The sequence below is a fragment of the Microbacterium allomyrinae genome (genome assembly GCF_020682705.1).
Lineage (GTDB): Bacteria > Actinomycetota > Actinomycetes > Actinomycetales > Microbacteriaceae > Microbacterium > Microbacterium allomyrinae.
In genome coordinates, this window is sequence record NZ_JAGTTN010000002.1 from 301100 (window position 1) to 318779 (window position 17680).

At 69.2% G+C, this 17680-nt stretch carries 16 protein-coding genes; 1 reads left to right on the forward strand and 15 read right to left on the reverse strand.

Annotation, left to right across the window (positions count from 1 at the left end; translation table 11 throughout):
* Positions 1-34: 34 nt before the first annotated feature.
* The 13 genes from KEC57_RS07775 to rpe form a co-directional block, all read right to left on the reverse strand.
* Positions 35-1501 (reverse strand): glutamate synthase subunit beta, encoded by a 1467-nt coding sequence (locus KEC57_RS07775; protein ID WP_229384003.1) that lies wholly within the window; start codon positions 1499-1501, stop codon positions 35-37.
* Positions 1494-6101, reverse strand: a complete 4608-nt coding sequence (gene gltB, locus KEC57_RS07780; protein ID WP_372456985.1) for a glutamate synthase large subunit — start codon at positions 6099-6101, stop codon at positions 1494-1496. Before gltB ends, KEC57_RS07775 begins: the two co-directional genes overlap by 8 nt.
* A 93-nt stretch (positions 6102-6194) precedes the next feature.
* On the reverse strand, positions 6195-7172 hold the full coding sequence (lgt, locus tag KEC57_RS07785) for a prolipoprotein diacylglyceryl transferase (protein ID WP_229384004.1): 978 nt from the start codon (positions 7170-7172) through the stop codon (positions 6195-6197).
* Between the two features lie 55 nt (positions 7173-7227).
* Positions 7228-8022, reverse strand: a complete 795-nt coding sequence (trpA, locus tag KEC57_RS07790) for a tryptophan synthase subunit alpha (protein WP_229384005.1) — start codon at positions 8020-8022, stop codon at positions 7228-7230.
* Positions 8019-9275: a tryptophan synthase subunit beta gene (gene trpB, locus KEC57_RS07795; RefSeq protein WP_229384006.1), complete on the reverse strand. Its 1257-nt coding sequence runs from the start codon at positions 9273-9275 to the stop codon at positions 8019-8021. The genes trpA and trpB overlap by 4 nt, the downstream gene beginning before the upstream one ends.
* Positions 9272-10048, reverse strand: coding sequence for an indole-3-glycerol phosphate synthase TrpC (gene trpC / locus KEC57_RS07800; RefSeq protein ID WP_229384007.1), 777 nt, complete (start codon positions 10046-10048; stop codon positions 9272-9274). The genes trpB and trpC overlap by 4 nt, the downstream gene beginning before the upstream one ends.
* Before the next feature lie 2 nt (positions 10049-10050).
* Entirely contained in the window at positions 10051-10281 is a 231-nt protein-coding gene (locus KEC57_RS07805; RefSeq protein WP_229384008.1) for a DUF6704 family protein, read from the reverse strand.
* 86 nt (positions 10282-10367) lie between these two features.
* A complete protein-coding gene (locus tag KEC57_RS07810; RefSeq protein ID WP_229384009.1) occupies positions 10368-10979 on the reverse strand; it encodes a Trp biosynthesis-associated membrane protein in 612 nt (203 codons plus the stop codon).
* Positions 10976-11341 carry a phosphoribosyl-AMP cyclohydrolase gene (gene hisI / locus KEC57_RS07815; protein ID WP_229384010.1) on the reverse strand — a complete coding sequence of 122 codons (366 nt, stop codon included), beginning with the start codon at positions 11339-11341 and terminating at the stop codon, positions 10976-10978. Before hisI ends, KEC57_RS07810 begins: the two co-directional genes overlap by 4 nt.
* Positions 11338-12111, reverse strand: coding sequence for an imidazole glycerol phosphate synthase subunit HisF (hisF, locus tag KEC57_RS07820; protein ID WP_229384011.1), 774 nt, complete (start codon positions 12109-12111; stop codon positions 11338-11340). The genes hisI and hisF overlap by 4 nt, the downstream gene beginning before the upstream one ends.
* Positions 12111-12953 (reverse strand): ATP phosphoribosyltransferase, encoded by an 843-nt coding sequence (hisG, locus tag KEC57_RS07825; protein WP_229384012.1) that lies wholly within the window; start codon positions 12951-12953, stop codon positions 12111-12113. The genes hisF and hisG overlap by 1 nt, the downstream gene beginning before the upstream one ends.
* Positions 12954-12996: 43 nt before the next feature.
* On the reverse strand, positions 12997-13260 hold the full coding sequence (locus KEC57_RS07830) for a phosphoribosyl-ATP diphosphatase (protein WP_229384013.1): 264 nt from the start codon (positions 13258-13260) through the stop codon (positions 12997-12999).
* A gap of 146 nt (positions 13261-13406) precedes the next feature.
* Positions 13407-14102: a ribulose-phosphate 3-epimerase gene (gene rpe, locus KEC57_RS07835; protein WP_308187583.1), complete on the reverse strand. Its 696-nt coding sequence runs from the start codon at positions 14100-14102 to the stop codon at positions 13407-13409.
* 20 nt (positions 14103-14122) lie between these two features.
* On the opposite strand from rpe, the gene glsA reads away from it, so the two are divergent.
* Positions 14123-15295: a glutaminase A gene (gene glsA / locus KEC57_RS07840; RefSeq protein ID WP_229384014.1), complete on the forward strand. Its 1173-nt coding sequence runs from the start codon at positions 14123-14125 to the stop codon at positions 15293-15295.
* Between the two features lie 51 nt (positions 15296-15346).
* On the opposite strand, the gene KEC57_RS07845 is transcribed toward glsA, so the two are convergent.
* On the reverse strand, positions 15347-16720 hold the full coding sequence (locus KEC57_RS07845; protein WP_229384015.1) for an RsmB/NOP family class I SAM-dependent RNA methyltransferase: 1374 nt from the start codon (positions 16718-16720) through the stop codon (positions 15347-15349).
* Complete coding sequence (gene fmt, locus KEC57_RS07850) at positions 16717-17640, reverse strand: methionyl-tRNA formyltransferase (protein WP_229384016.1); 924 nt, start codon at positions 17638-17640, stop codon at positions 16717-16719. The genes KEC57_RS07845 and fmt overlap by 4 nt, the downstream gene beginning before the upstream one ends.
* Positions 17641-17680: the final 40 nt, after the last annotated feature.

Below are 17680 nucleotides of genomic sequence, written 5' to 3' on the forward strand. Positions count from 1 at the left end.
GGTGGTTTGGAAGGTGGCGAATGCCTGGGCCAGCCTACGCGGGCTGCAGGCCGATGGCGATATCGGTCGGGCGCACCGGAGCGGGAAGCTCCGTCGCACCCATGAGGTAGCGGTCGACGCTCGCGGCGGCCGCACGGCCCTCCGCGATCGCCCACACGATCAGGGACTGCCCACGGCCGGCGTCGCCGGCCACGAACACGCCGGGGGCGGTGGTCTGGTAGTCGTCCTCACGCAGGACGTTGCCGCGGTCGGTGAACTGTGCACCGAGCTGGTCTTCGAGAAGTGCACGCTCGGGGCCGGTGAAGCCCATCGCGATGAGCACGAGGTCTGCGGGGATCTCGCGCTCGGTGCCGCTCTTGGGCACGCGGCGGCCGTCGACGAACTCGGTCTCGGCGACGCGCAGCGCGCGCACCTCGCCGACCTCGTTGGAGAGGAACTCGACCGTCGAGGCCAGGAATGAACGCTCGCCGCCCTCTTCGTGCGCGGACGACACCTCGAACAGCGTCGGGGACATCGGCCAGGGCTGGCTGTCGGGTCGCTCCCCCGGGGGGCGACGACCGATCGCGAGGTTGGTGACGCTGAGCGCTCCGTGGCGGTGGGCGGTGCCGATGCAGTCGGCACCGGTGTCACCGCCGCCGATCACGACGACATGCTTGCCCTCGGCGGTGATCTGATTCGGCACCGAATCGCCGGCGGTCGCCTTGTTCGACTCGATCAGGTACTCCATGGCGAAGTGCACCCCCGCCAGGTCGCGTCCGGGGATCGGCAGCTCACGCGGCACAGTGGAGCCGGTGGCGACCACGACGGCGTCATATCGCGCCCGAAGGTCGCTCCACGAGATGTCCTTGCCGATCTCGACGCCCGCGCGGAAACGCGTGCCTTCGTCCTGCATCTGGCGAAGCCGCGACTCGAGGTGCTTCTTCTCCATCTTGAAGTCGGGGATGCCGTAGCGCAGCAGTCCGCCGATGCGGTCGTCGCGCTCGTACACGGCGACGGTGTGACCGGCGCGGGTGAGCTGCTGGGCTGCCGCGAGACCGGCAGGACCCGAGCCCACGACCGCGACCGTCTTGCCCGTCAGGCGTCCCGGGGGCTCGGCTTCGACCCATCCGCTCGCGAACGCCTCGTCGATGATCGAGACCTCGATCTGCTTGATCGTCACGGCGGGCTGGTTGATCCCGAGCACGCACGAGCTCTCGCAGGGCGCCGGGCAGAGCCGGCCGGTGAACTCGGGGAAGTTGTTCGTCGCGTGCAGGCGCTCGATCGCCGAGCGACCCTCACCGCGCCACGTCAGGTCGTTCCACTCCGGGATCAAGTTACCCAGCGGGCATCCCTTGTGACAGAACGGCACGCCGCAGTCCATGCATCGTCCCGCCTGGCGACGCAGCACCGCGGAGTCGCCCGGCTCATAGACCTCTTTCCAGTCCATGATGCGCACCGGCACGGGGCGCCGCGTGGGCAGCTCGCGCTCGGTGGTCTTCAGAAAGCCCTTGGGGTCAGCCACCCGTCACCTCCAGGATGCGGTTCCAGACCACGTCGCCGTCGGGGTCGAGCCCCTCGGCGACCGCCGTCTGGCGGGTCTGCAGTACTGCCGCATAGTCGCGGGGCAGCACGCGGACGAAGTTGTCGAGTTCGGTTTCGAAGTCGTCGAGGAGTGCGCGTGCGAGCGTCGAGTCGGTCTCGGTGACGTGCTGCTGGAGCAGATCGCGGAGGATCTCGGCGTCGCCCGAGCCCAGCGCGCCGAGCTCGAGTTCACCGGACGCGATCGCCTCGCGGTTGACGAGCTTGCGGTCGAGTCGGTACACGTACGCGGTACCGCCCGACATGCCCGCGCCGAGATTGCGCCCGGTCGCGCCGAGGATCACGGCGAGGCCACCGGTCATGTATTCGAGCGCGTGGTCGCCCACGCCCTCGACGACGGCGGTGGCGCCGGAGTTGCGGACGAAGAAGCGCTCGCCCACGACGCCCCGCAGGAACAGCGTGCCCTGTGTCGCTCCGTAGCCGATCACGTTTCCCGCGATGACGTTCTGCGACGCGTCGAACGACGCGTCCCGGGGCGGACGGACGACGATCTGCCCGCCCGACAGGCCCTTGCCGACGTAATCGTTCGAGTCGCCCTCGAGCCGCAGCGTGATGCCGGCCGGCATGAACGCGCCGAACGACTGTCCTGCCGAGCCCTTGAGATTGATCACGATGCTTCCCGACGGCAGGCCGTTCTCGCCGCGTGCTCGGGTCACGTGGTGCCCCAGCAGTGTGCCGACGGCACGCTCGGTGTTGCGGATGGGCAGGTCGAAGGTGATCTGCCCACCGTTCGCGATGACATCCTGGGCCTGCTCGATGAGCGGGATGTCGAAGTGACGGTCCAGCTCGTGGTTCTGACCGACCGCGTTGCGACGAGGCTCGTCATCGGCGAACTCGGGGCCGTGCAGCACCGGAGTGAGATCCAGCCCACTGGCCTTCCAATGGTCCACCGCACCGTCGATGTCGAGCAGGTCGCTGCGGCCGATGACCTCGTCGAGCGACCGGTATCCGAGCTCGGCGAGATACTCGCGCACCTCTTGCGCGATGAACTCCATGAAGTTCACGACGAACTCCGGCTTGCCGTTGAAGCGCGCGCGCAGAACCGGGTTCTGGGTGGCGACCCCGACGGGGCAGGTGTCGAGGTGGCAGACGCGCATCATGATGCAGCCCGACACGACCAGCGGAGCCGTGGCGAAGCCGAACTCCTCCGCCCCCAGCAGCGCACCGATGATGACGTCGCGACCGGTCTTGAGCTGGCCGTCCACCTGCACGACGACGCGGTCGCGCATGCCGTTGAGCATGAGCGTCTGCTGCGTCTCGGCGAGGCCGAGTTCCCACGGCGTGCCCGCGTGCTTGAGTGAATTGAGCGGGCTCGCGCCTGTGCCGCCGTCGTGGCCGGAGACCAGGATGACGTCGGCGAGGGCCTTCGCGGTGCCGGCGGCGACCGCTCCGATGCCGGACTGGCTCACCAACTTGACGTGCACGCGCGCGGAGGGGTTCGCGCGCTTGACGTCGAAGATCAGTTGCTTGAGGTCTTCGATCGAGTAGATGTCGTGGTGAGGCGGCGGCGACACGAGTCCGACACCCGCCGTGGAGTGCCTCGTACGGGCGATCCACGGATAGACCTTCGTCGACATCAGCTGTCCGCCCTCGCCGGGCTTGGCGCCCTGGGCGAGTTTGATCTGGATGTCGTCGGCCTGGGTGAGGTACAGGCTCGTGACGCCGAACCGGCCGGACGCGACCTGCTTGATCGCGCTGCGACGCTCGGGGTCGAGGAGGCGGTCGACGTCCTCTCCCCCCTCGCCGGTGTTGGACTTGGCGCCCAGCCGGTTCATCGCGATGGCGAGCGTCTCGTGCGCCTCGCTGGAGATCGAGCCGTAGCTCATCGCACCCGTCGAGAAGCGCTTGACGATCGACGACACCGGTTCGACCTCGTCGATCGGCACCGGCGTGCGACCCTGCGTCTTCAGGGTGAACAGCCCGCGCAGCGTCTTGAGCTCGTTCGCCTGGTCGTCGACGAGCTTCGTGTACTCGCGGAAGATGTCGTATCGGCGCGTGCGGGTGGCGTGCTGCAGCCGGAACACCGTGTCGGGATTGAACAGGTGCGGCGAGCCGTCACGGCGCCACTGGTACTCGCCGCCGGTCCAGAGCCGCTCGTGGGCGCGGACCGCGGCGTCTTCCGGGTAGGCGTACGCGTGACGTGCCGCGTTCTCCGCGGCGATGACCGAGAGCCCGACGCCGCCCAGCTTGGACTCGGTGCCGGTGAAGTACGAGTCGACGAAGTCCTGGCCGAGGCCGACGGCTTCGAAGACCTGGGCGCCCGCGTACGACGAGACGGTCGAGATGCCCATCTTGGACATGATCTTGAGCACGCCCTTGCCGAGCGCGTAGATCAGGTTCTTGACGGCCTTCTCGGGCGTGATCCCGGTGATGAACCCGGCGCGCACGAGGTACTCCGCCGTCTCCATCGCGAGGTAGGGGTTGACCGCGGATGCCCCGTAGCCGATCAGCGTGGCGACGTGGTGCACTTCGCGCACGTCGCCGGCCTCGACCACGAGACCGCACTTCATGCGGGTCTCGTTGCGGATCAGGTGGTGATGAACAGCCGCGAGCATGAGCAGCGACGGGATCGGCGCGAGGTCCTTGTTGGAGTCGCGGTCCGACAGCACGATGAACTCCGCGCCGTCCTCGATCGCCTGGTCGACCTCGGCGCACATCTGCGCGAGGCGCTTCTGCATGCCCTTGTGCCCGGCCTCGACGCGGTACAGACCGCGGATCGTGACGGAGGTCCGGCCCACGAGGGCGGTGTCGATGTGCTGGATCTTCGCGAGCTCGTCGTTGTCGATCACCGGGAAGTCGAGCGTCACGACCCGCGTGTGGTCGGGACCCCACTCGAGCAGGTTGCGCTCGGGTCCCAGCCCCAGAGCGAGCGATGTGACCACCTCTTCGCGAATCGAGTCCAGCGGCGGGTTCGTCACCTGCGCGAACTGCTGCGTGAAGTAGTCGAAGAGCAAGCGGGGACGCTCGCTCAGCACGGCGACGGGTGTGTCGCTTCCCATCGCGCCGAGGGGCTCGGCACCGTTCTGGCCCATCGGGGTCAGGAGGATCCGCACCTCCTCTTCGGTATAGCCGAAGGTGCGCTGACGGCGCGTGATCGAGGCGATCGGGTGCACGATGTGCTCGCGCTCGGGCAGATCGGCGAGACGCACGCGGCCGGCGTCCAGCCATTCCTGCCACGGCTCGAGGTCCGAGAGCTGCGACTTGATCTCGTCGTCCTCGATGATGCGGCGCTCTGCCGTGTCGACGAGGAACATCCGGCCGGGACGCAGGCGTCCCCGGCGCTTGATGCGCTCCGGGGCGAAATCGAGAACACCGGTCTCGCTGCCGATGACGATGAGGCCGTCGGTCGTCTCGGTCCAGCGGCCGGGGCGCAGGCCGTTGCGGTCGAGCGTGGCGCCGACGAGCGTGCCGTCGGTGAAGATGAGTGCGGCCGGGCCGTCCCAGGGCTCCATCTGCATCGAGTGGTACTCGTAGAACGAGCGCAGCTTCGGATCGATGTCGGCCTGCTTCTCGTAGGCCTCCGGAACCATCATCATGATCGCGTGCGGAAGGCTGCGACCGGTGAGCGTGAGCAGCTCGAGCACCTCGTCGAACGACGCCGAGTCGCTCGCGCCCTCGGTGCAGATCGGCAGCACGGGACGGATGTCGCCCAGCAGCTCGGATTCGAGCTGCGACTGGCGGGCGCGCATCCAGTTGCGGTTGCCGTTCACGGTGTTGATCTCGCCGTTGTGCGCGAGCATGCGCAGCGGCTGCGCGAGCGGCCACGACGGGAAGGTGTTGGTGGAGTATCGCGAGTGCACGACGGCGAGTTCGGATGCGAAGCGCTCGTCCTGCAGATCCGGATAGAACGGCTCGAGCTGGAGCGTGGTGACCATGCCCTTGTAGCCGAGAGTGCGAGCCGACAGCGAGACGAAGTACGCGTCGAGCTCGGTCCGGGCCCGCTTGCGCAGCCGGAATGTGCGACGGTCCAGGTCGATCCCCGACAGCGGCGGCGCATCGCCGACGGCGGGGCGCGACACGAAGAGCTGCTCGAACACGGGGCGGGCGGCGAACGCCAGCTTTCCGAGGTTCTCGTCGGAGGTCGGAACCTCGCGCCAGCCGAGGACGGTGAGGTTCTCGGATGCCGCGATCTGCTCGATGCCCGCCTTCTGAGCGATGCGAGCATCGTCGTCGCGGGGCAGGAACACCATGCCGGCCGCGTACTCCCCCACCGGGGGCAGCTCGAATCCCGCGACGGCGCGGAGGAAGGCATCCGGCATCTGCGTGAGGATCCCGGCGCCGTCACCGGTGCCGGCGTCAGAGCCGATCGCACCGCGGTGCTCGAGATTGCGCAACGCAGTCAGGGCGAGGTCGATGATGTCATGACCTGCCTCGCCGCGCAGCGTCGCGACCATTGCCAGACCGCAGGCGTCTTTCTCGAAGGCGGGGTTGTACATCCCCTGCTTCGCCGGGAACCCGGCTTTTCCAGATGCTGCGGTGGCGTTCGCCTCACCAGAGGCGAGCTGACGGGGGCTCGAAGCCATACCTACCGTCCTCACGTTGATACTCAAACTGGGACGACGTCGGCCCGGTGCTCGCCGCCGGGGGCGCGAGCTCTAAATTCGTGGCGACTCTGCTTATGGAGTGTGGCTCACGGCTGCGCTTGTGGCGCTGGCCCCGCCGGCCTCGGACGTCGGGGGTTCGCTGACGTCGACGAAGTCGTCGGTGTTCTGCGATTGTACAGCCCCGTCGGGCTTCCATTCGCGCCCCGGTACGTACGGCGATGGCTCATAGCCCGGGTGGCGCCGGTTCTGCACGAACATGATCGCCAGACCGAGCACGACGCCGAAGATCGCCGCCCACACATTGGTGCGGATGCCGAGGAAGATCTCGCTCGGATCGATGCGGATCGACTCCCATACGATGCGGCCGGCGCTGTACCAGACCAGGTAGAGGCCGAACAGGCGGCCCCACTGCAGACGGAACCTGCGTCCCGCCCAGAGCAGCACGAGCACGCCCAGACCGTTCCACAGCACCTCGTAGAGGAACGTGGGCTGGAACAGGGTGCCTTCGGGCAGTCCGATCGGCCACGCCGGGTTCGGATAGTCGATCTCGAGGCCCCAGGGCAGGTCGGTGGGCCAACCGAACAGCTCCTGGTTGAACCAGTTGCCGAAGCGGCCGATCGCCTGTGCGAGCAGGAGGCCGGGCGCGAGCGCGTCGGCGAATGTCCAGAACCGGATGCCGGTCCACCGGCATCCGAGCCAGGCGCCGATCGCGCCGCCGATGAGGGCGCCGTAGATCGCGATGCCGCCCTCCCAGATGAACAACGCCGAGATCGGGTTCGCGCCCTCGCCGAAGTAGAAGTCCCAGTGCGTGACGACGTGGTAGATCCGCGCGCCGATGATCGCAATGGGAACCGCCAGCAGGGAGATGTCGATGACGACCCAGGGCTCGGCGCCGCGCTTGGTGAGGCGGCGGTTCGTCAGCAGCACAGCGACCACGATGCCCGTGATGATGCACAGCGCGTAGATGTGGATCCGCAGGGGGCCGAGGTCGAAATAGCTGATCGACGGGCTCGGGATGCTGGCGACGACGCTCGCAGCGGCGTTGATCATGGGAGAACCGTGTCCTTGCTGGTGGGGATGTCGGCGGCGGGCCGACGTCAGAAGTCTAGTTCGCGGTCTGCGCGGCGCCTGCGGCCAGGGCGCGAGCCGTTTCGGCGAGGCCCTCGAGGCCGCCGTCACGGAGCGCGCGCACCAGGGCCGTGCCGACGATCGCGCCGTCGGCATAGTCGAGCACACCCGAAACCTGAGCGGGCGTCGAGATGCCGATCCCTACGCACGCGTGCTCGGCCCCGCGCGCACGCAGACGTGCGACGAGGGTGCGGGCGGCGGCATCCAGCTGCGCCCTCTCCCCTGTGATGCCCATGGTCGAGACGGTGTACACGAAGCCGGTCGAGTTCTCGATGATGAGGTCGAGACGTTCGTCCGTGGACGTCGGGGCTGCGAGGAACACGCGGTCGAGTCCCGTTCTTCTGCTCGCAGCGATCCATTCCGCTGCCGACTCGGGCGTGATGTCGGGCGTGATGAGCCCGGCGCCACCGGCGGCGGCCAAGTCATCCGCGTAGCGGTCCACCCCGTACTGGAGCACTGGGTTCCAATAGGTCATCACGAGCACGGGGATGTCGACGCGCCGGGTGATCTCGCGCACCGCGGTGAACGTGTCACGAAGGCGGAAGCCGCCCGCGAGCGCCGCCTGCGTCGCCTCCTGGATCACCGTGCCGTCCATGACCGGGTCGGAGTAGGGCGGGCCGAGCTCGAGCACGTCGACACCGCTCTCGGCGAGCGTCACCGCCGCATCGATGCTCGTCTGCAGATCCGGGAATCCGAGGGGAAGGTAGCCCACGAACGCGCCACGGCCCTCGGCGCGTGCGGCATCGATCGCCGCAGCGACGCGCGAGGTCATAGCTTCGTGCCCTCTCCCTTGGCAGCATCGTCGGCCGGCGCTGAGTCGACCGCGGGCTCGTCGTCGTACAGCTCGAAGTAACGCGCGGCGGTGTCCATGTCTTTGTCGCCGCGACCCGAGAGGCAGACCGCGAGGATCGCGTCGGGGCCGAGCTCGCGCCCGATCCGCAGTGCGCCGGCGAGGGCGTGCGCGGACTCGATCGCGGGAATGATGCCCTCGGTGCGGGAGAGCAGTCGCAGGGCCTGCATCGCCTCGTCATCGGTCGCGGGGATGTACTGCGCGCGACCGATCGACGCGAGCCAGGAGTGCTCGGGACCGACGCCCGGGTAGTCGAGGCCGGCCGAGATCGAGTGCGACTCGACGGTCTGGCCGTCCTCGTCCTGCAGCACGAAGGTCTTCGCGCCGTGCAGGACGCCGGGACGACCTCGCTCGATCGACGCGGCGTGGCGCTCGGTATCGACGCCGTCACCAGCCGCCTCGACGCCGTAGAGCTTGACGCCTTCGTCATCGAGGAACGCATCGAACATGCCGATGGCGTTCGAGCCGCCGCCGACGCACGCGATCACGGCGTCGGGCAGACGGCCGGCTTCGTCGAGCAGCTGCTGGCGGGCCTCTTCCGAGATGATCTTCTGGAAGTCGCGCACCATCGCCGGGAACGGATGCGGGCCGGCGGCGGTGCCGAAGATGTAGTTCGTCGTCTCGACGGTCGCGACCCAATCACGATACGCGTCGTTGATCGCGTCTTTGAGCGTGCGCGAACCCGTCTTGACGGGCACGACCTCGGCACCGAGCAGCCGCATGCGCGCGACGTTCAGTGCCTGTCGCTCGGTGTCGACCTCGCCCATGTAGATCGTGCACTCCATGCCGAAGAGGGCCGCCGCGGTCGCCGTCGCGACGCCGTGCTGGCCGGCGCCGGTCTCGGCGATGACACGCGTCTTGCCGAGACGCTTCGTGAGCAGCGCCTGCCCCAGCACGTTGTTGATCTTGTGCGAGCCGGTGTGGTTGAGGTCCTCGCGCTTGAGGAAGACCCGCGCGCCGCCCGCGTGCTCGGCGAATCGGGCGACCTCGGTGATCGCCGACGGCCGGCCCGCGTAGGAGCTGAGCAGGTGTGCGAGCTCGGCCTGGAACGCCGGATCGACCTTCGCGGCCTCGTACTCAGCGGTGAGCTCATCGATCGCGGCGATGAGGGATTCGGGCATGTATCGCCCGCCGAACTCTCCGAAGAAGGGCCCGGGTGCCTCGCGAAGACTCATGCGCCTGCCTCCAGGAATGCTCTCAGGGTGGTGACGGGGTCGTTCGTCACGAGAGCTTCGCCCACGAGGACGACGTCGGCTCCGGCAGCCCGGTAATGCGCGACATCGGCGGGGGTGAGCACCGCGGACTCCGCGATCTTCACGGCATCAGCGGGGATGCGCTCGGCGAGACTGCCGAACAGGTCGCGATCCAGCTCGAACGTCGACAGATTGCGGGCGTTCACGCCGATCAGCTGGGCGCCGAGGTCGGCGGCGCGGTCCACCTCGCGGGCGGAGTGGGTCTCGACGAGGGGTGTCATGCCGAGCTCGATCGTGAGGGCATGCAGGCGCTGCAGAACTTCCTGCTCGAGTGCGGCGACGATCAGGAGCACGAGATCGGCGCCCGACGCCCGCGCCTCGAGCACCTGGTACTCGGTCGCGATGAAGTCCTTGCGCAGCACCGGCACACCGACGGCGGCCTTGACCGCCTCGAGATCGGCGAGGCTGCCCTTGAAGCGACGGCCTTCGGTCAGCACCGAGATCGCGGTGGCACCGCCCTCTTCATACCGTCGTGCCTGGAAGGCCGGGTCGGGAATCGCAGCGAGGTCGCCGCGCGAAGGGCTCGCGCGCTTGACCTCGGCGATGATCTTCACGCGATCTGCGGGAGCAAGCGCTGCAAGGGCGTCGCGCGCGGGTGGCTGAGCGAGGGCAGCGGCTTCGACAGCGGCCAGGGGCCGCGCCGATGCTCGTTCCTCGGCGTCTTCCACCGCGCCGGCCGTCAGGTCGGCGAGCATGCTCAGTGCTCTTTCGGCGAGTACTTCGGGCCGTTCACGCCGTAGCCGGCCTTGGAGAGCACCCAACCGACGATCAGGCCCACGAGGACGAGGCCGGCGGACACCCACACCAGCACGGGAAGGTCGAACCAGTAGAACAGCACACCGAGGGTCACCGCGACGAGCATGATCACGACGGCCGTCCAGGCGGCGGGCGAGTGTCCGTGGCCGGGGTCGCCGATGTTGTTGCTCATGGGTGTCTCCTTGTTCAGCCGGGGATCGGGATTCGACCGGAATCAGCGGTCGGCCGGATCAGCGCGGGATGCCGCCAGTCTAGCGGTCAGGCCGTCGGATCCTCGCCACGCGAGAGGTCGTCCCAGTCGTCGATCGCGTCGTGCGGGCGGGATCCGGCCGCTGTCGCCGGGCGTGTCGAATCGCCCGATTCCGCATCGGCGGTGCGATAGCGACGCCCCGTCCCCGCCCAGCCGCGTGCCGTCGCGATCGTGAAGACGCCGGCGGCCACGAGCAGGATCCATCCGGCAAGGGTCACGACCGGCCAGGCGGTCGCCGTGATCGACGCGATCAGAGCGTCGACCGCAGACTCTCCCGCGATACCGGTCGACTCGGTCACCGTCGCGATGACGGATGACGTCGGATGCTCGAACGTCACATTCGAGGTGAGCCACACCAGCAGGATGCCGATGGCCACCGACAACGCGCCGAACACGTATCGCAGGATCAGTCCGACGATCGACAGTGCGGCGCCCAGCGCCAGCACAGCGAGGCTGAGCGGTGCCAGCACCGGAATAGCGGAGGCCCCCGGCACGTCGAGCAGGTGCCCGGCGCCGTCGTCGAGCACGACCGTCAGCCATGTCTGCGTCGAGGAGATGATGCCGAGGGCACCGCATACGACGATCACGACGACCGAAAGCAGCCGCGCTCTGCGGATCACGCGGGTCGCTCCTCGGCCACGGCCGGGGCGAGATCGTCGGCGTCGAAGCAGGTGCGAGTGCCGGTGTGGCAGGCGGGTCCGACCTGCTCCACGATCACGAGGATGGCGTCTCCGTCGCAGTCCAGGCGTGCCCCGCGGACCAGCTGGATGTGCCCCGAGGTGTCGCCCTTGCGCCAGTACTCCTGGCGGGACCGCGACCAGAACGTCACGCGCCCCTCGGTGAGAGTGCGGCGCAGCGCCTCGGCATCCATCCATCCGAGCATGAGGACCTCGTGCGTGTCCCACTGCTGGATGATGGCAGCGACCAGGCCGTCGCCGTTGAAGGCGACGCGGTCGATCCGCTGCTGGGTCGTCTCGCTCATGCGGCCACTTCCCTCACGGGGATTCCCTCTGCCATGAGAGCAGCCTTCACATCTCCCACCGTCAGCTGCCCGGAGTGGAAGACGGATGCCGCGAGCACGGCATCCGCGCCGGCGGTGATCGCCGGGGCGAAGTCGGCCGCCGTCCCGGCGCCGCCGGAGGCGATCACGGGCACGCTTGCGAGTTCGCGCATGAGTCCGACGAGCTCCAGATCGAAGCCCTGCTTCGTGCCGTCGGCGTCGATGGAGTTCACCAGCAGCTCGCCGGCTCCTCGCTCGATCGCCTCGCGCGCCCACGCGAGCGCGTCGAGGGGCGTCTCGGTGCGGCCACCGTGCGTGGTGACGACGAAGCCGGACTCGGTGTTCGGGGAACGTTTCACATCCAGCGACAGGACCAGTACCTGCGCGCCGAAGCGGTCGGCGATCTCGTCGAGGAGGTCGGGCCGGGCGATCGCTGCCGAGTTCACGCCGATCTTGTCGGCGCCCACCGAGAGCAGGCGCGCGACGTCATCGGTGGAGCGCACTCCCCCGCCGACGGTCAGAGGAATGAAGACCTCCTCGGCGGTGCGGCGCACCACGTCGTAGGTGGTCGATCGCTCGTCCACGGTCGCGGTGACGTCGAGGAACGTCAGCTCGTCGGCGCCCTGTCGGAAGTACTCCCGTGCCAGTTCGACCGGGTCGCCCATGTCACGCAGGTTCTCGAAGTTCACGCCTTTGACCACGCGTCCGGCGGCGACGTCCAGACACGGGATGACGCGGCAGACGAGGCTCATCAGAGCCTCGCGTTGTGGATCGCTGTCACCAGGATCGCGCGGGCGCCGATCGCGTAGAGCGCGTCCATGACCTGGTTGACCCCCTTGCGTGCCACCATGACCCGCACGGCAACCCAGTCGGGGTCGCGCAGCGGCGAGATCGTGGGCGACTCGATGCCGCCGGCGATCTTCACGGCCTCGTCCACGAGCGAGGCGGGAAGGTCGTAGTCGACCATCACGTAGCGCCGCGCGACCATCACGCCGCGCAGGCGTCGCAGCAGCGTCTCGGTGCCGGCAGCCTCGATGGGCGCGGCGATCAGGACGGCCTCGGATTGCAGCAGCACCGGGCCGAAGATGTCGAGGCCCGCCTGACGCAGGGTGGTGCCGGTCGACACGACGTCGGCGACGGCATCCGCCACTCCCAGACGCACCGCGGATTCGACCGCGCCGTCCAGCGGGACGAGGTCGACGGCGACGCCGTGCTCGTCGAGGAACGCATCCACGAGTCCCGGATACGAGGTGGCGACACGGTGGCCCTCGAGGTCCTGCACTGTCGAGAACCGGCCGGGAGGGCCGGCGAAGCGGAACGTCGAGTCACCGAATCCCAGCTGCTCGATCTCGCGAGCGCCCGGCATCCGGGCGTCGAGCAGCAGGTCGCGACCCGTGATTCCGACGTCCAGCGCGCCGGAGCCGACATACGTCGCGATGTCTTTCGGGCGCAGATAGAAGAACTCGACCTCGTTCTGAGGGTCGATGACGTGAAGGTCTTTCGGGTCACGGCGGCCGACGTACCCGGCCTCGTGAAGCATCTCGGTGGCGGTCTCGGCGAGCGAGCCCTTGTTCGGCACGGCGATTCGCAGCATGGCAGCGTGGCTTTCGGGTTCGAGGACGGAAGGGAGAGCGAGCTCAGAGATGTCGGTAGACGTCTTCGAGGCTCAGACCCTTCGCGAGCATCAGCACCTGCAGGTGGTACAGCAGCTGCGAGATCTCCTCGGCGGCGGCATCCGTCGACTCGTACTCGGCCGCCATCCAGACCTCGGCAGCCTCTTCCACGATCTTCTTGCCGATCGCGTGCACGCCCGCGTCCAGCTGTGCCACGGTGCCCGATCCCTCGGGGCGCTCGGCCGCTTTGGCGGCGAGCTCGTCGAACAGCGCATCGAACGTCTTCACCACCCCAGGGTATCTAACCGGCGGGATGCCGCGGCGCCGCGTGACGCGAGGGGTCCATCTCGCCGAGAGTGCCCGAAACGTCATGCGGGTCCGCCCACCGCCGCAGTTCCTGCACTCTCGACGTGGGGTCGACCGGTGGAAGCGGGTCAGTGGGTGTGGTGCTGGGCCGCCGTCGCGCGGAGCGCGGCGATGGCGTTGCCGGGGTCGGAGGCCCCGAACACCGCCGATCCGGCGACGAACGTGTCGGCTCCGGCCTCGGCTGCCTGCGCGATCGTCGACTCGCCGATGCCGCCGTCGACCTGCAGCCACACCGACGACCCGCGCCGGCGCGCCTCGTAGGCGAGTCGGCGGAGCTTCGGCATCGTCTCGGGCATGAACGACTGGCCGCCGAAGCCGGGCTCCACCGTCATCACGAGGATCTGATCGAAGTCGTCGAGCAGGTCGAACAGGCCCTCGATGGCGGTTGCGGGCTTCACGGCAACCCCGGCGCGCGAGCCGATCGCACGAAGCCGCCGCGCCAGCGCGACCGGCTCGGTCGCCGCCTCGAGGTGGAACGTGACCGATGCCGCGCCGAGCTCGGCGTACTCGGGCGCCCAGCGATCGGGATCGGCGATCATGAGATGAACGTCCAGCGGCACCGGACTCGTCGCCTGAATGCGCTCCACCATCTGCGGCCCGAACGTCAGATTGGGCACGAAATGGTTGTCCATGACGTCGACGTGGACGAAGTCCGCCGACGCGATGCGCGCGAGCTCGGCCTGCATGTTGACGAAGTCGGCGGCCAGGATGCTGGGGTTGATGCGGATGCCGCCCAGGCGGCCCGTGTCGTCGATGGGGAGCACGCGTCCATTATGGTCGAGCCGTGGATCCCATCACCGCGCTCCTCGACGATCTGCTCGCCGAGGTCCGCCCCCTGACCTCCGGAGCGCCGGCGACGTACATTCCAGAACTCGCCACGGCCGATCCGGACCGGCTCGCGTTCGCGGTCGTCGGCCCTCGCGGACGGGTGCGCGATGTCGGCGACACCGATCACGAGTTCACCATCCAGTCGATCTCGAAGCCGTTCGTGCTCGCTCTCGCACTCTCGGAGCGCGGTCGGGACGCCGTGCTCGCCAAAGTCGGTGCCGAACCGAGCGGCGAGCCGTTCAACGCGATCAGCCTCGAGAAGCACACCGGCCGCCCCGCCAACCCGATGGTCAACGCGGGCGCCATCGCGACCACCGCGCTGGTCGAGGGTGCCGGGATCGACGATCGCATGACGCGGATCGTCGAGACGCTCTCGGCGTTCGCCGGCCGCTCGCTCTGGGTCGATGAAGACGTATATGCGTCGGAGTCGGCCACCGGCGACCGCAACCGTGCGCTCGCACACCTGCTGCGCTCGCACGGGGTGATCGAGGGGTCGGTCGATATCGCCGTGGAGACCTATTTCCGGCAGTGCTCGCTGCTCGTCACCGTGCGAGACCTCGCCGTGATGGCCTCGACGCTGGCGTTCGGCGGAGTGAACCCCGTCACCGGGCATCGCGTCGTGGCCGAGACCGTCGCCCGCGACGTGCTGTCGATCATGGCGAGCTGCGGAATGTACGACTTCTCGGGCGAATGGCTGCTCCGGGTCGGTCTACCGGCCAAGAGCGGCGTGTCGGGCGGTCTGCTCGCCGTCGCCCCATCTCAGTTCGGCGTCGCGGCATTCAGCCCGCGGCTGGACGCGCACGGCAATTCCGTCCGCGGCATCGCCGCCGTCGAGACGCTCTCGGAGCGGTTCGGGATGCATCTGCTCGAACCGCACGAGAGCGTCTCGGTCCCGGCGCTCACGGTCGAGGAGACGGACAGCGGACGCGTTGTGCGCCTTTCGGGCGAGCTCGGCTTCGCGGGCACCGAGCGGATCGCGGCCATTCTGCGCGAGCTCGTGGAGGTGCTCCCGGCCGACTCGTCGGTCACGGTCGACGCGAGCGACCTCGGCCGCACGCATCCCGCCGCCCTCATCGCGCTGCGTGCCGAGTTCGACTCGATGCCGGCGGGGTTCCGTCTCGCCGAGTGAGTCGGGCACCGCGCCGAGACACTTCAGACGCGCTGCAGCAGGGAGATCGACTCAGACGCGCTGCAGCAGGGAGATCGACATCGCGTCGGTGTTGTGGCGGTGCGGCCACAGCTGAGCACGCCCGCTGCCGTCGGCCTGCGCGGGCAGCCCCGGGTCGGCATCCGACAGCGCCGTGATCACATCGCGCGCCGAGAGCTCTTGGATCGCGTCACCCCACGCGCGCTTCGCCTCGGCGACGACGCCGGATGTCTCGGCCAGGTGCGGAGAGCAGGTGACGTACGCCACCACTCCTCCGGGCTTCAGCGCGCCGATCGCGGCGTCGAGCAGGTCCCGCTGAAGCTCGGTGAGCGCCGGGACGTCGCTGGGCGCTTTGCGCCAGCGTGCTTCGGGACGGCGGCGCAGCGCGCCGAGGCCCGTGCATGGCGCATCGACGAGGATGCGGTCGTATGCTCCGGGGGCATTGCCCGCGCGGGTGCGGCCGTCCTCCTCCGACACGATGACGTCCAAGGGGACGCCCGCGATCGCCTGCCGCACGAGCTCTGCGCGCGTGGGCGAGATCTCGTTCGCCTCGAGCGTCGCGCCGTGGGCGAGCGCTTCGGCTGCGAGCACGGCGGTCTTTCCGCCCGGACCGGCGCACAGGTCGAGCCAGCGCTCCCCCGCGACCACCGGCAGGGCGCGGGTGAGCGCGAGCGCGGCGAGCTGCGACCCTTCGTCCTGGACCCGGATGCGCCCTTGAGAGCCGCGTACCGTCGAGTCGGGGTCGCCGCCCCCGAGGCGGAAGCCGATCGGCGAGAACGGGGTGCGGCGCGCGTCGTCGTCGGGGACCTCGGCCAGACCCGGGAGGGCTGCCATCGTGACGCGCGGGGCCACGTTGTCGGCGGTGAGCAGTGCTTCGAGCTCGTCGGCGCGCCCTTCGGCGACCAGAGCGCGGCGGAAGGCGCGGACGATCCACACCGGGTGCGAGAACAGCAGACCGAGCTGCTCGTCGTCCGAGCGGGCGGTCGCGGCCACGTGCGTCATCCAATCGCCCGGGGTGTCGCGCGATACTCGTCGCAGCACGGCGTTCGCGAATCCCGCCGCGCCGCGTCCTCCGGCACCGCGGGCGAGCTCGACCGACTCATTTACCGCAGCATGCGAGGCGACCCGCGTCGACAGCAGCTGGTGCACTCCGAGCCGCAGCGCGTCGAGCACAGCCGGATCGATCTCATTGATCCCACGATCGGCGGCGATGGCGATGACGGCGTCGTAGGTGCCTTGACGCCGCAGGGTGCCGTAGGTGAGTTCGGTCGCCAGAGCCGCGTCGGCTGTGGACAGACCTGCTCGGGTGATCGAGCTCGGCAGCAGGAGGTTGGCGTACGCGTCGGACTCGTGCACGGCGCGGATGGTCTCATAGGCCACCCGGCGGGCGGCGACGGTGCCGTTCATGACGCCGCCACCAGATCTGTCGCGCGAAGCCCGCGCCACCAATCGGCGGCACGCATGGCGCCCTTGCCGGCGGGCTGCACGGTCTCGAGCACGATCGGCGCGCTCGACGTGCCGACGTGCACCTCACGGGAGTGGAGAGCGAGTGCACCGGGTGCGAGCGGCGGCGCATCGGGGGCTGCGGGCCGAACGGCGAGAACCTTGACCCGCGCATCGTCGATCGTCGTGTGGGCTCCCGGTTCCGGAGTGACTCCGCGGATGCGCCCGAGGACGGCGGAGGCGGGCTCGTCCCAGCGCACCCGACCGTCGTCGTCACCGAGCTTCGATGCGTACGTCGGCTCGCCCTGCTGGGGCCGGGCGGTCGCGGTTCCATCGGCGATACCCTGCACGACGTCGGCCAGGAGGCCTGCGCCGTCCTCGGCCAGCGAGGCGAGCAACTCCCCCGCCGTCGCCGAGGGCGGCACCTCCTGAGCGATCGCGCCGAACACATCACCGGCATCCAGTTCGGGCACCAGCTGGAACACGCTTGCGCCTGTCTGCGCGTCACCGGCGATCAACGCGTGCTGCACGGGCGCGGCACCGCGCCAGCGCGGCAGCAAGGAGAAATGCAGGTTGATCCAGCCGTGCGAGGGCGTCGAGAGCAGCGGTTCGCGCACGAGGCCGCCGTAGGCGACGATCACTCCCAGATCGGGCCTGAGCGCGGCGATCTGCTCTGTGACGCCCGCGTCGAGCCGATCGGCCCGGATCACCGGAAGGCCGAGTTCCTCGGCGGCCGCCGCAACCGGCGACGGCGTCACGATGCGCTTGCGCCCCAGCGGAGCGTCTCGGCGCGTGACGACGGCGACGATGTCGTGGTCGGATGACGCGAGCCGTCGCAGGGACGGCACCGCCGGCGCCGGCGTGCCGGCGAAGACGAGGCGCATGGGGCTCCTCAGCATTTGATGATCAGATGGGCGACGGGTG